At 39.8% G+C, this 13336-nt stretch carries 15 protein-coding genes; all 15 read right to left on the reverse strand.

Going from position 1 to position 13336, the window contains the following annotated elements:
* Position 1 precedes the first annotated feature (1 nt).
* The gene (gene eutH, locus BRLA_RS12965) at positions 2-1117 is read right to left on the reverse strand and encodes an ethanolamine utilization protein EutH (protein WP_003336186.1); all 1116 of its coding nucleotides are present in this window, start codon (positions 1115-1117) and stop codon (positions 2-4) included.
* Between the two features lie 18 nt (positions 1118-1135).
* Positions 1136-1681: a BMC domain-containing protein gene (locus BRLA_RS12970; RefSeq protein ID WP_003336185.1), complete on the reverse strand. Its 546-nt coding sequence runs from the start codon at positions 1679-1681 to the stop codon at positions 1136-1138.
* Positions 1674-1946: a EutN/CcmL family microcompartment protein gene (locus BRLA_RS12975; protein WP_003336184.1), complete on the reverse strand. Its 273-nt coding sequence runs from the start codon at positions 1944-1946 to the stop codon at positions 1674-1676. The genes BRLA_RS12970 and BRLA_RS12975 overlap by 8 nt, the downstream gene beginning before the upstream one ends.
* A 12-nt stretch (positions 1947-1958) precedes the next feature.
* Positions 1959-2639 (reverse strand): hypothetical protein, encoded by a 681-nt coding sequence (locus tag BRLA_RS12980; RefSeq protein WP_003336183.1) that lies wholly within the window; start codon positions 2637-2639, stop codon positions 1959-1961.
* Positions 2640-2651: 12 nt separating this feature from the next.
* Positions 2652-3287 (reverse strand): ethanolamine utilization phosphate acetyltransferase EutD, encoded by a 636-nt coding sequence (gene eutD, locus BRLA_RS12985; protein WP_003336182.1) that lies wholly within the window; start codon positions 3285-3287, stop codon positions 2652-2654.
* A 10-nt stretch (positions 3288-3297) separates the two neighbouring features.
* Positions 3298-4065, reverse strand: coding sequence for an ethanolamine utilization cobalamin adenosyltransferase (locus BRLA_RS12990; RefSeq protein WP_003336181.1), 768 nt, complete (start codon positions 4063-4065; stop codon positions 3298-3300).
* 117 nt (positions 4066-4182) lie between these two features.
* Positions 4183-4467: a propanediol utilization microcompartment protein PduA gene (gene pduA, locus BRLA_RS12995; protein ID WP_003336180.1), complete on the reverse strand. Its 285-nt coding sequence runs from the start codon at positions 4465-4467 to the stop codon at positions 4183-4185.
* A 114-nt stretch (positions 4468-4581) separates the two neighbouring features.
* Complete coding sequence (locus tag BRLA_RS13000) at positions 4582-6048, reverse strand: acetaldehyde dehydrogenase (acetylating) (RefSeq protein WP_003336179.1); 1467 nt, start codon at positions 6046-6048, stop codon at positions 4582-4584.
* A 3-nt stretch (positions 6049-6051) separates the two neighbouring features.
* Complete coding sequence (locus BRLA_RS24990) at positions 6052-6735, reverse strand: BMC domain-containing protein (RefSeq protein WP_003336177.1); 684 nt, start codon at positions 6733-6735, stop codon at positions 6052-6054.
* A gap of 10 nt (positions 6736-6745) precedes the next feature.
* A complete protein-coding gene (gene eutL, locus BRLA_RS13010; RefSeq protein ID WP_003336176.1) occupies positions 6746-7399 on the reverse strand; it encodes an ethanolamine utilization microcompartment protein EutL in 654 nt (217 codons plus the stop codon).
* Positions 7400-7416: 17 nt separating this feature from the next.
* On the reverse strand, positions 7417-8190 hold the full coding sequence (gene eutC, locus BRLA_RS13015) for an ethanolamine ammonia-lyase subunit EutC (RefSeq protein WP_396125742.1): 774 nt from the start codon (positions 8188-8190) through the stop codon (positions 7417-7419).
* Positions 8191-8361: 171 nt separating this feature from the next.
* Entirely contained in the window at positions 8362-9726 is a 1365-nt protein-coding gene (locus BRLA_RS13020) for an ethanolamine ammonia-lyase subunit EutB (RefSeq protein WP_003336173.1), read from the reverse strand.
* 29 nt (positions 9727-9755) lie between these two features.
* The gene (gene eutA / locus BRLA_RS13025; protein ID WP_003336172.1) at positions 9756-11186 is read right to left on the reverse strand and encodes an ethanolamine ammonia-lyase reactivating factor EutA; all 1431 of its coding nucleotides are present in this window, start codon (positions 11184-11186) and stop codon (positions 9756-9758) included.
* A gap of 127 nt (positions 11187-11313) precedes the next feature.
* Positions 11314-12735, reverse strand: a complete 1422-nt coding sequence (locus BRLA_RS13030; RefSeq protein WP_031309892.1) for a sensor histidine kinase — start codon at positions 12733-12735, stop codon at positions 11314-11316.
* The gene (locus BRLA_RS13035; protein WP_003336170.1) at positions 12731-13303 is read right to left on the reverse strand and encodes an ANTAR domain-containing response regulator; all 573 of its coding nucleotides are present in this window, start codon (positions 13301-13303) and stop codon (positions 12731-12733) included. The genes BRLA_RS13030 and BRLA_RS13035 overlap by 5 nt, the downstream gene beginning before the upstream one ends.
* Positions 13304-13336: the final 33 nt, after the last annotated feature.

A 13336-nucleotide genomic window follows, 5' to 3' on the forward strand; every position in this document is an offset into this window, starting at 1 on the left:
TTTACGCAACCTCCGTTTTCTTATCTTTATCTTTTTTTCCTTCAATCATCTTTTTAGAAATGAAGATCGCTACAAAGATTGCCGTAATACCACCGACTAGTTTACCTACAATCATCGGGAAGATCATATCTTTTGCAACACCTGCTGTGAATCCTAAATGGTCACCAAGAACAAATCCTGCTGATACAGCGAAGGCAACGTTAATAATTTTACCTCTATCATCCATATCTTTCATCATTCCAAACATCGGAATGTTATTAGCAAGAGTAGCAACCATACCTGCTGCTGCAACTTCGTTCATTCCAAGTACTTTACCCAATTTAAGCAATGGCTTCTTAAACACCTTTGTAATAACAAATACCATACAGAACGCGCCTGCTAAGACAATGGAAATGTCTCCAACAATCTTAATACCTTCTGAGATAGGAGCTAGTCCTGGAATAATAGTCAGACCCACTAGTTGTTCAATGATGCCAGCTGCTAATGCAAGCGTTGCCACAATAACGATGAATTGGCCAAAGATTGTAAAGCCTTTGATCATTCCATTCGGGAATTTCACTAATCCTAGTACAATAAGAGCCGCAAAAATGAGAATTGGCACTAGATTGGTTAAAATCATGCCAATTGAATAACCAGCAACTAGTCCACCAGCAATACAACCAATCGGAATTGTAATAATTCCTGATAGAACACCTGTTGCTAAGAACTTGTGATCTTCTTTACGAATAATACCTAGAGCAACTGGAATCGTAAAAACGATCGTTGGCCCTAACATAGCACCTAAAATAACCCCTGCAAACATTCCTGCTTCTGGATCTTTCGCTAGTTCTTGCGCTAATGCAAAGCCACCCATATCATTTGCTAAAATCGTAGTAGCAAACATTGCTGGGTCTGCTCCTAGTGCATTAAATACAGGTACAACAATAGGACTAAGCACTTTGGCTAATACAGGAGACAAAGAGATAATACCTACCATGGCTAGTGTTAAGGAACCCATTGCCATAATACCCTCTTCGAATTGTTGACTTAAGCCAAATTTATTCCCAATACACTTATCAATCGCACCCAGAACCATAAAAATGACCATTAAGTAAATAATGATTTCATTTATTCCCATACATGACTTCCTCCGCTCTTACCGAAACTGTTTTTTGATCTCTTCACTTGGTGATGGCATAACGGTATAATGAACGATTCGCTTCTGATCGATGGATGAAACAGCTATATCCATCGCTTGTTCAACATCGCTTACACTTCCAGTAATGACAGCAAGTAGCTTGCCTCCGATACCCATACCTAGGTTGATTCTTTTCAAGAAGGTATGGGCACCTTTTAAGGCAAGGTTTATCGCGTAAATACCAGATGAGACGTTGGATGTTTCGAAAATTCCAATGGCATTTATAGGCTCAGTTGAGTAGCTTTTTTTCAAACCATTAACGATGTCGTTATGAACACCATTTAGAATAAATTCACTCACAAGAAAATCCTTTGAGACCTTTTTGGCAATCTCCATGGACTCTTGTACATTTGCAGTATCACCACTAACAATGATCAGAAATTTACCCGGGCAAATGGAACGCATATGATGGATATCCACAGTGGATTTTTTTAGCATGAAGTCAGCCGTCTCATATCCCTTACTTATACTTCTTAATTCTAGGATGCCAATAGAACTACTCATCGTTCATCTCCAGAGAATCTACAATACCCACGATAACTGCATCAATAGGTACGTTTTGATCTTTCATGGAGCTTCTTGCTGCGCTGCCTTTCGTTACGAGAACGGTGTCGCCTATGCCCGCACCGGCATGATCCGCCGCAACAAAGCATTCCTTTGAAGTATTTTCATCATATGAATGCGGTTTAACTACTAGAAACGTTAAACCATTTAGCTTTTCATCTTTTCGCGTAGCCCAAAGACTGCCGACAACTTCTCCAACAATCATACGTTCACCCCGTTATTTTCTCCGTACTTGTATTTGCTGCATTTTGATATAATCTTTTGCAAGTGGTGTAATAATGCTGTTTTTGTTCACGATGATTTGATTCACGCGACGCAGATGAAATTTCTTTAAATCAGACTCTGTAATCAGCTTCTTAGAAAGAACTTCCTGAATTACTTCTTCTCGTTCAATCTCGATCTCTTGCTTAGCACTTACAACCTTTTGGCTATGTTCCTTGTCATCCATTTTGAGTAAGTCAGATACTTGAACCATTTGAATGCCAAAACTTTTGATTTTCTCTTCAAACGCCTCGTATTGCTTAAACAACACCGGGTTTGCCGTCTGTTTATATTTTTTATAAACCATGGAATTTTCTAAAGCGACTACTTTTTTACCTTTTAAAAGCATGGTTAAAATAAAACGTTCACGACTGCCCGCACTGATGCCATTTGCCAAATTTCCCAGTAGCTGTATGCAAATAGTCGGGATGATAACAAGATCGCAATCCCTCGTCTGCTCATCGTAATATTGAAAATCGTAGCGTGATTCGATTTGTGCTTCAATTTCAGGGTGTGCTTGGTTGTCCATAATGATTGCTTTTTGCCGCTTGATTGGCTGTTCCTGCAAAAGCTTCATACCTTGGAGCTTTTTATATACCTCGTTTGTAACCGCTTCGACTAAAGCTTCTATGTTCATTTTTTCACACTCCTAGGTACTTTTCTTCAAAATTTTCCCCATAGTACCTTTCGTAAATCCACACGCATTCGCTTCATCATAGTCAATATGCATGAATGTTGCATAAGAAGGACTTACACGAATCATTACATCATCGAAAATCAATGGTCTGTTGCTGAATACCTTAACTTGAACCGTTTCGCCATTGACAACATTATGTTTTTTCGCATCTTCAGGAGTCATATGAATATGGCGTTTTGCTACGATTAACCCTCTTTGCAATTGAACCATATTTGTCGCTGAGGCGATTACAATTCCTGGTGTTCCTTCTAGCTGTCCGCTCTCTTTGATAATTCCTTTTACACCTAGTGCAACAGAATCTGTTAAAGCAATCTCTACTTGCGTCTCTTTACGTTCAGGTCCAAGTACAACTACATTATGCAATGCACCTTTAGGACCAATTAGCGTAACCCGTTCCTTGCAAGCATATTGTCCAGGCTGAGACAAATCTTTCATCTTTGTCAGCTCATAGCCTGGGCCAAACAAAGTGTCAATGTCAGCTCTGCTCAAGTGAACATGTTTCCCAGATGCTTCAATAGGAACGCACATTTCTTCATTAACACGTTTTACTACTTCATCTACAATGCTTTCAATCAGATCGTTTTTCATAGTTCTCTCCTCAAGCTTTGTATTTATCTAGACGAACGCGGAACATCAATATCCAAAATAAGGAGGAAAGGCGATTCAACGCTTGAATGATGTCTTCACGTTCCACACTTCCATGCTCTTGTTTAAATGCTTGATAAGCCAACAATTCCGTTTCTCTAGTGAAAGTACGCAATGAATTTAAGGCAATGACCATCTCACCCATTTCATAGCTCGGTTTAAAATGATCTAATCCGAAGTATTTCTTGGGATGATGCGATTGCTCTCTTATTTCATCAGATGTCATATCTAGCAATTGGATATTCGTTAGCCTCTCACCAAGAACTTCACAGCGCACAATATTTCGTACAAATAGAAGCACTTCTTCCAAGTCAACTGCCAGCTTTGGCAAACCTGCTCTTACTCCAGTGATTTGAGCTTCGAGAATGTTAGCTTCTAATGAATCTAGTTTTCCACGAAAAATGATGCGAGGATGGTCTTTATAGACAAGGAGATTTCCATATAAATGAGTCATATGCTCTGGCTTACTTTCAAGATATCCACCATAGATCGTTTCATAACGCATAGATGGCTTACTTGAAATTTCTGTTGGTGGCACAGGAGCATTCTGTTGTTGGGTTGCATTCTCATCATAGTAGCGAAGCTCTATCTGATGATCTGTTAAAAAACTTTTAGCAGAAGGCGTGAGAATGACGCCTTTTTTCACTTCAAAAACCTTGCTATCTTTAGCTTCTTGATTTTTAAAGTGTTTTCGCAAATCGCTTTCTGTGATAAGAGCCATATGTTCACATCCCTCGTCGGAAAAACTTCTCACAATGACTAGCCAAGAAGCTTACCTGACCCCAATATGGTAGATAGGGAGATGGATGCAAAAAGTTCTGCATCCATCCGACTATAATTATTCAGCTGTTTTAGGCAAGATTGCATCTACTTCAGTATGTGGTCTTGGAATTACATGTACAGATAGTAATTCTCCAACGCGTTCTGCTGCTGCTGCTCCAGCGTCTGTAGCCGCTTTAACTGCACCTACGTCTCCACGTACCATAACTGTTACTAGACCTGCACCGATTTGTTCTTTACCAATCAATGTAACGTTTGCTGCTTTTACCATTGCATCTGCTGCTTCAATAGCTCCAACTAGTCCTTTAGTTTCTACCATTCCCAATGCGTTTGCGTTTGCCATAATAAAATTCCTCCTAGAATCTTGTTAGATTTATGATTTTTAGAAAAGTACATATGATGTGCAACATGTTTATAAGTAAACTTGAACTAGCCAAGTTTATAGCGTAACAGGGTCTTACATTTCAGCTAAGATGCGTTTCACAATTAAGCTGATCAATTCTTCTTTATTAGTAGCTTCAAGAGTTGGTTCTTTTACTTCAGTTGCTCTTGTTCCTACAATATCTTCTAATTCCTTCAAGCCATAACCTACGCGACGAATGTTAAGTAGGTTTAATGGACCAACGTTATCGGAAGTTGAGCTTCCTCCAACCGCTCCACAACCCAATGTTAATGCTGGGAATAGAGCTGTGCTTGCACCGATACCGCCTAGAGTACCTGGTGTATTAACAAGGATACGGGATACAGGCTGTTTCAAAGCGAATTCACGAACGATAGCTTCATTGTTTGTATGAACCATCATTGTGTGTCCAGCACCTTCGTTATTTAAGATCTCAACGCAACGATCTAATGCTGTTCTCCAGTTGTCTTCTGTGTAGAAAGCAAGGATTGGAGCCAATTTTTCACGAGAGTATGGAACTTTGCTTCCAACTTCTGTTTCTTCAGCGATTAGAACTCTAGTTGATTCTGGAACTTCTAGGTTAGCTAATTTCGCGATGTGCTGAACGCTTTTTCCTACGATTTGAGGATTCATTGTGCCATTTGCACGCATAATGAATTTTCCAAGTTTTTGGCTCTCTTCTTTGGACAAGAAGTAAGCTCCTTGTTTTTTGAACTCTGCTACAATTGTCTCTTTGTTATCTCTTTCGACAACTACAGATTGTTCAGAAGCGCAAATCGTTCCGTTATCAAACGTTTTAGAATCCATGATACGTTTTACTGCTAAAGAAATGTTAGCACTTCTTTCAATGAATGCTGGTCCATTACCAGGTCCAACACCAATTGCTGGTGTACCAGAAGAGTAAGCTGCTTTTACCATAGCTGTACCACCAGTGGCAAGGATCATAGCTGTATCATTGTGTTTCATCAATTGATCTGTTCCTTGGATAGTTGGTACAGTCATGCAGCTAATCGCGCCATCTGGGCAGCCTGCTTTTTTAGCAGCTTCACTGATGATTTTTACGGTTTCCAAGATACAACGTAGTGCATTTGGATGTGGGGAAAATACAATACTATTTCCCGCCTTAAGAGCGATCATTGCTTTATAGATAACGGTAGAAGTAGGATTTGTTGATGGAATAAGACCAGCTACAACACCTACAGGTACACCGATCTCCATTGTTTTCTTCTCTTTATCTTCATTCAAGATACCTACAGTTTTTAGGTCTTTAATCTCTTCATAAACATGCTTGGAAGCAAATGCATTTTTAACAACTTTATCTTGCCAACGACCAAAGCCTGTTTCTTCGTTTGCCATTTTAGCTAGCTTCTCACGATTCTCATAAGCAGCATCCGCAATTGCTTTTACAATGGAATCAATTTGAGCTTGTGTCATGGAAGCTAGTTTGGCTTGAGCTTCTTTTGCTTTTTTGATTAAAGTACGTACCTCTTGAATGGACATTAAGTCTTTATCTAGAACTTCCATTTTCTACTCCTTCTCTCCCTCATGTTGTTGGATCGCTTCGATAAGCTGATCCTTTTTGGCATACTTTACTTGCCCTTTTGTAATGTTTGTTAATTTTAACTTGTAAGCTATTTTTCTTAACTCCGCTAGTTTCATATCTTCTAGTCGTTTATCTTTCTTTTTGCTAGAAGAAACAAGGGAGGTAGCTTCTTCTAGTAGTTGCTCTTGGATTACCGCATGATGTAGATCTTGTTCTTCCTCTTGGGCATGATCCTTTGGCTTAACAGAGACTTCTTCAAGGTGATCAACAACAGGTGCTGTCTCTGACACTTTTCCTCCTGTAATCACTTCAAGTGGAGTACTTTTGATGTCTTTTTCAGGTAATTCCTTAGGCGTAACCTTAGGTGCTTGTTTTGATGTTTGTTTTGGCAAATCTACAGCTACGATTTTAGCTGTTTCTTCATGTGGCCTTGCGATGACAAGACTATTAAAGAGACAGTTTAGTTGTCTGGCAGCAGCACTTCCCGCATCAACAGCAGCCTGTACCGCTCCGACATCGCCTTTGACTTTAACTGTAATCAAACCATCTTTTTTTAATCTTTCAAGACCAATCAATGTTACGTTTGCGGCTTTGAGAGCAGCGTCAGCAGCTTCCATTGCTCCCAAGAGTCCTTTTGTCTCTACAAGTCCTAATGCTTGATTTTTCATGGATTATCCCTTAGTAACTGGTAGGGTTGTCAGCCACAAATTGAACGGCTGCTGCAAATGCATCACATGCTGCTCTGCATGCAGATTGACTACCCGTTAGTAAGGCACCGCCAAAGTTGGTTTCAGATGGAGGTCCAAAGAAAGCTCCAATGCTCACATCGGCTGCTTTGAGCGCTGCATCAAGTGCGTACATTGCTTCGAGAGGAGGGGCAATCAAATAGGCAATCGCTTCGCCCTCATTTATATTAGCTACTTGAGACAAATAGCTACCTGTACGGGAAACACAATGTGCGAAATACGTAATGGAGTTATCGTCATTAGCACCTACGAAATGTGCTGAGTCTTCGATATAGGTGATAGCAGCGCTAAGTCCACTTTTCACTTCCGCTGGGCTTGGACCTGCAATGATTCCAATTACCTCACCAGCTAGTTTGGTAGATGCATTAGCTGATCCTGCATACATACTTTTTGCATAAACAACATCTACATCGGCTGCTTTGGTTGCTTCGTCCAATGCTGTATATGTCACATCATCAATATCAACTGTGATGATTCCCAAGCTTTTGTGATGCGGTTTTAATTCTAGCTTCTCAGCCATATCAGGACTCACGTTAGAGATCAACTTGGTTCCTAATACTTTTGCGTAGATAGGCTCGTTTCTCATCAGACTTCCTCCCTCTCCTACAATTTCAAATCGATACCTGAAGCTTTTTTCTCAATCATGGTTTTGATTAGCTCTGCAATATGAGCCCCAGCTTCTACTGCTGGTGTACCACCTTGGTGAATATTAGAGATAACTGTTCTTTTTGCTTCTGGCATACCAACTGTTGGCTTATAAGCAACATAAGCACTCATTGATTCTGCTGTAACTAGACCAGGTCTCTCCCCTACTAGCAGACATACAACATCTGCTCCGGTAATATCACCGATGACATCCATGGACGGTACACGGCAATGTTTTACGAATAAAATATTGCCCAATTCGATTCCATACATTTTTAAACCTTGAGTAATGGATGGTAAAATGTCTCGAAGATTAGCTTCAATTGCAGCAGAGCTTAATCCATCCCCTACAACCAATTGAACTTTCGCAAATTGTGTTGTGTTCTGTTTTACATATTGGATGGTTTCTGAAGATAGCTGACGGCCTAAATCTGGTCGAGTGATATATTCGTCTTTGTCTTTGCAAAGCGTTGCAATCGATACCAAATTCATTTCTTTTACAAATTCTTCAGGTACATAGGAGAAAACTGCATCCTGTGCCGCTGCATGGTCCGCACGAAAACGTAAGGAGGTAGATGTTTTGTAACGCGGGCCTGCTCTCCAAATCCCTAAACGAGCAGGAGTTCTTTCTTTCATTTTCAGATACCCTTCTCTATCCTCAGGGTCTGGAATTAAAAGCTGCCCTTTAATGTCAATCTCTGTGATGTCGTCTAGGCATTCATCACTGATCATAGATTCCTCTTGAAGTTGTTGAGCACTTGCTGCAATTGCTTGAGTAACCATTTCCTGTGATACTACTTCCTGTGTAGCTGCTGCCTCTTTTGGGCTGTCCATCATTTGAGATAGAATGCTTTCAATCATGGATTTTAGTTCTTTTTCGTTCACTGTTGTTTCCTCCTTTCTCTACTTTAAGAACACAGAAGCGTCTCCGGCTTTTTTCGTAAGTTTTCCATTTTCAATGAAGCCCATTTTTTCCATCCATTGTTCGAATTCTTTAATTGGAGTTAAGCCTAACAGCTCACGCAATGTTGCTGTATCATGGTATCCAGTCGTTTGATAGTTCAACATTACGTCGTCACCATGAGGGATACCCATGAAGAAGTTACATCCAGCAGCCGACAGTAATACTGCTAGGTTTTCAATATCATTTTGGTCCGCTTTCATATGGTTGGTGTAACAAGCATCGCATCCCATTGGAATACCTGTTAATTTACCCATGAAGTGATCCTCAAGACCTGCGCGAATAACCTGTTTTGAGTTGTAGAGATATTCAGGTCCGATGAAGCCAACAACTGTATTTACAAGGAATGGACTAAACTTCTTAGCAAAACCATAGCAACGTGCTTCCATTGTTACTTGGTCCACTCCATGATGAGCTTCAGAAGACAATTCGGAACCTTGTCCAGTTTCAAAATACATTACGTTTGGACCAGTAGCAGTACCTTCATGCAAAGCTAGGTGTTGTGCTTCTGCAATTGTTGCCGCATTAAAACCAAATGCTTCGTTTCCTTTTTCAGAACCAGCGATTGATTGGAAAATCAAATCTGTAGGCGCACCCTGACGAATAGCATCCATTTGTGTCGTTACGTGAGCTAATACGCAAGTTTGGGTAGGAATTTCCCATTTTTGCTTGAACTCTTCAAATCTTTTTAAGACACGAGCAACGCTTTCAGTGGAGTCATCTACCGGGTTCAAACCAAGTACCGCATCACCAATACCGTAGGTTAAGCCTTCCATCAATGATGCTGTAATACCGTCTGGATCATCAGTTGGATGGTTAGGCTGTAGACGAGCAGATAGCGTTCCTGCGCGACCAATTGTTGTATTCGCATGAGCAGTAATGCGGATCTTTTTTGCTCCGTAAATCAAGTCAAGGTTGGACATGATTTTTGCTACTGCTGCGATCATCTCAGAAGTCAAACCTCTGGAAATGCGTTTGATGTCAGATTCTTTTGTGTTCTCATTTAGAATCCACTCGCGCAATTCTTCAACTGTCCAGTTTTTAATTTCAGCGTAAATTTTTTCGTTCACTTGATCCTGAATGATACGTGTTACCTCATCCTTTTCATAAGGAACAACTGGATTGTTACGCAAATCGGCTAATGTTAGTTGGGCTAGAACAACCTTAGCAGCAACGCGTTCTTCAGCAGAAGTAGCAGCAACACCGGCTAATGTATCCCCAGATTTTACTTCATTCGCTTTTGCTAGAACTTCGATGATGGATGAAAATTGATACATCCGACCAAATAATTTCGTCTTTAAGATCACAAAAGCTCCTCCTCTCATTTGTACATCTCTTAGTTGAATACGAGTGTTTTGATCACTACAGGTAATACTTTTCCATCGGCAATTGGTTTCCCAATGTCAATGTAATCGCCATTGTCTACCTGAATACTATCGATGCACACAACATCTTTTTTGTAGTCGAGTAGTGCATACAGGGTTTGTCCTAGTACCTTCGCCATGTCATGGTGAACAATCACTATGAATGGATACTCTCTTTCAAGTAGCTCAGCCATCCCCTTTTGTATTCCTTTAGCGTATATCTGAATTTCGGGGAAGCTAGGATTCTTTTTCCCTTCAATGGCAATCGCTACTTTTTGTAGATCATTATCTACTTTGAACCACTCTAATTTTTCACGAATGGCCTGTGCTAGCTTCTCTTCGTCTCCCGATTCGTCCGCGTTCGAAACCTTTAGAATCGGTACGTTTTTAATCGGAAACGATTCATCTGTATAAGTGATCGTACTACCACTTATTTCAGTAGTATGAGAACCAGCACCAACAACTGTTGCGCGAATTGTCTCTACAGAATGAAAGACTTTCATTTGTGTCATCAGTGGAGAAGCAGCAATCGCTCTTCCTAGCAAAATGCCGATATCTCCGTAATGGAACACATCCTTCTCTTCATGCTGATAGATATAATCGGCTACGCCACCTGAAAAGGAAATGCATGAAATCGGTTTGTCTAGTTTTAAACCTCTATGAGTGAGAATCGTTTCATAGAAATCACTTTTTTCTTTTAGACCCACACTTTCTTCTAGTAGCCAAACCATTTCTTGGATGATTGGTTGCAACTTCTCTGGTGTAGCGGTTTGTCCTAGCTGTATGTCGTATCCTCTTTTTTGAATCAACATGTTGATTTTAGGTGCGATATAGATGATTTCATGAGTCACGGGATTTACCTTGATCAATCGTCCACCAATATCTAAACAACCCGTATCCTGTGATTCTCCGTGGGCAAATACCGCTAAATTACTAGTACCGCCACCAATGTCAATGTTAACAATTGAGGTAGAATGCTCCTTCGAATACGTATGTGCCCCTGCTCCTTTAGCAGCAATTAGGCTTTCAAGATCAGGACCAGCTGTTGCAACTACGAAATCACCAGCAAAGCCGCTTAAGGTAAGTAATACCTCGTTTGCATTCTCTTTTCGTGCCGTCTCACCGGTTATAATCACGGCGCCAGTTTGAATCTCTTCTTTTTTAATGCCAGCTTTTTCATACTGCTCCTGTACAAACAGCTTAATTTGTTGAACATCAATTCTGTTTGCAGAGAGCAATGGTGTGAAGCAAATATCACTTCGGTATACCACTTCTTTATCGGTGATGACGATACGTGGAACAGAAAACGTTGAGGCCAAGTTTTGAATATATAGCTTTGAAAACACTATTTGGGTTGTTGATGTTCCCATATCGATACCTACGCTTAGCAATTCCTCTTTCATTTTGTCACCCCCTATAGCTAGTAGAAAAAAGAAAAGAGGCTTAAAGTTACATACATCCCCATCTACCAGGAATATATAACCTTAAGCCTCTTTGCTTATTTCATACTACGTCTTTGTAGTATCATTATTAAATTTTGAAAGAAAAAGTAACAGATGTTCCATTTTCGCTAGAAGCAATTTTCATGCTCCCTTTTAGTTTATCCTTAACATAGCTTGTTACAATAGATAAACCTAGGCTTTCTTGTGAACATTTATCAACCCTGAAACCTTTTCCATTATCAACCACTTCAAGAGTAGCATACTTCCCTTCGACACAAAGGGAAACCCTTACAATTCCCTCCTCACAATCGGAGAAAGCATGCTCGTAGCAATTCTGTAGCAACTCATTGATTATAAGAGCTATAGCAACTGTACGATTACTATCTATACAAATTTTTTGATTGGCTTCAATGCGTATATCAATCTTCTTACAATTAACAAAGCAACGTTGAATATTAGCTGCGATTAGCTCAATAACCTCAAGCAAATCTACGTTAGCTTCTATTTGTGTAGAGAGCAGTTCATGCGTGGCAGCGATAGCTAATACTCTGCTAACGCTCTCATTCAGACATTTCTTTGCTTCTTCACTCTCACATTGTCTAGATTGAATACGCAGTAAGGAAGCTACGGTTTGCAAATTATTTTTAACACGATGGTGAATCTCACGAATAGCCACGGATTTTGAGATAATTTCAGCTTCCTTATCTTTAATTTCCGTTACGTCATGCAAAATAACGACTAAACGTAAATCACGCTCATCAATCAACAATCTTTTTACCTGAAAGAAATACTTAGCAACATGTACATCTTTCTGGAATTGAGTCAGTTGGGTTTCATCAAATTCTCTCATTACCTCGACAAACAAGGTTTGATCTAGCGAGAGATTATCGTAATGTAAACCCTGTATATCTTCTAAATACCCCAGATTTTTATATTGTCTATCCGCTTTGCTATTCTTGAGTTTTAAAAAACCATCTTTATCAAAGATTAAAATAGCGTCATCTAGCTGATTGATAACGGATTCATTAAACCGGATCATAGCTGTTACGGTAGATGCTATATCTTCGTACTGGGAATCATTTTTCGTTACTTTAAAGTTCGCATTGACGTCTTCGCTTACATCTTTTTCATAGATAAGCACAGCGATGACTTTTCCATCTAAATGAATGGGATATACCGTCTGTCGAACCAATTGATTCTCTTGGGTTTTTGCAACAAGACCCACTGACATAACCCCGGTCTCTAGCGTCCGGAGTACACCAGGCTCGTTCTCTCTTAAAGCAACCTCGCCAACCACTGGACATTGATAGAGAGATTGTGCAATCCCATGAGTTTGGTGGTAGACAACAATCGCTTCGTTCGTCACTTTTGAAAGGACATCGATAAAAAGGTCCCTTCCCTCCTGCAAATCAAATAATTCGTTTGAATGAGCTACTTCAATGATTTTCTGAATTTCAGCATCAGATAAATGAGTATGTTTTTTACACAATTGTGTAATTGTCTCTTTAATCATAGGAAATCACGATTGTGGTAGCGATTTCAATCATAGGACATCGTTTATCCATACTCAATTTACGAATCGTCTGATATGCTTCTTCTTCAGAAAAACCATTTTCTTTCATCAAAATACCTTTTGCCTTCTCAATTGCAATTCGTTCTTCTAGCTTTTGAGAGACTTTTGTATAGTTTTTTTCTAGCTTGCGAAATTCTTTTCCCTTGGCGATGGTTACTTCCACCATCGGAATGAAAGACTTTTCATCAAGTGGTTTTACTAGATAACCCAAAGCACCAATACTGGAAGCCTTTTCGATACTTTCTTTATCACTAAAGGCTGTCAGCAAAACGACGCCACCAGCTAATTGCTCTGAAAGGATTCTTTTTCCCGCTTTTAATCCATCTAGGATAGGCATCTGAATGTCCATAATCACTAAATCAGGCAAATGCTTTTTACATAACTCAATGGCTTCAAAACCGTCTGAAGCTTCCCCTACCACATTGTAGTTCGCTTCTTTTAAAATCTCACGAATATCCATTCTTGTAATAGGCTCATCATCGACTACTACAATTTTTCCATTCATGGGTACCACACCTCATTGTCTAAGCAAAATAAA

Origin of the sequence: Brevibacillus laterosporus LMG 15441, from assembly GCF_000219535.2 — a bacterium.
GTDB lineage: Bacteria > Bacillota > Bacilli > Brevibacillales > Brevibacillaceae > Brevibacillus_B > Brevibacillus_B halotolerans.

Excerpts from the sequence above, each read along its gene's own strand:
- BRLA_RS13035 (WP_003336170.1), bottom strand. The coding sequence starts at position 13,303 with ATGAATGGAAAAATTGTAGTAGTCGATGATGAGCCTATTACAAGAATG.
- BRLA_RS24990 (WP_003336177.1), bottom strand. The coding sequence starts at position 6,735 with ATGAAAAATCAAGCATTAGGACTTGTAGAGACAAAAGGACTCTTGGGA.
- BRLA_RS12970 (WP_003336185.1), bottom strand. The coding sequence starts at position 1,681 with ATGAGTAGTTCTATTGGCATCCTAGAATTAAGAAGTATAAGTAAGGGA.
- BRLA_RS13000 (WP_003336179.1), bottom strand. The coding sequence starts at position 6,048 with ATGGAAGTTCTAGATAAAGACTTAATGTCCATTCAAGAGGTACGTACT.
- eutD (WP_003336182.1), bottom strand. The coding sequence starts at position 3,287 with ATGAAAAACGATCTGATTGAAAGCATTGTAGATGAAGTAGTAAAACGT.
- BRLA_RS12990 (WP_003336181.1), bottom strand. The coding sequence starts at position 4,065 with ATGGCTCTTATCACAGAAAGCGATTTGCGAAAACACTTTAAAAATCAA.
- BRLA_RS12980 (WP_003336183.1), bottom strand. The coding sequence starts at position 2,639 with ATGAACATAGAAGCTTTAGTCGAAGCGGTTACAAACGAGGTATATAAA.
- BRLA_RS12975 (WP_003336184.1), bottom strand. The coding sequence starts at position 1,946 with ATGATTGTTGGAGAAGTTGTCGGCAGTCTTTGGGCTACGCGAAAAGAT.
- eutA (WP_003336172.1), bottom strand. The coding sequence starts at position 11,186 with ATGAAAGAGGAATTGCTAAGCGTAGGTATCGATATGGGAACATCAACA.
- eutL (WP_003336176.1), bottom strand. The coding sequence starts at position 7,399 with ATGAGAAACGAGCCTATCTACGCAAAAGTATTAGGAACCAAGTTGATC.
- eutH (WP_003336186.1), bottom strand. The coding sequence starts at position 1,117 with ATGGGAATAAATGAAATCATTATTTACTTAATGGTCATTTTTATGGTT.
- pduA (WP_003336180.1), bottom strand. The coding sequence starts at position 4,467 with ATGGCAAACGCAAACGCATTGGGAATGGTAGAAACTAAAGGACTAGTT.
- eutC (WP_396125742.1), bottom strand. The coding sequence starts at position 8,190 with ATGATCAGTGATGAATGCCTAGACGACATCACAGAGATTGACATTAAA.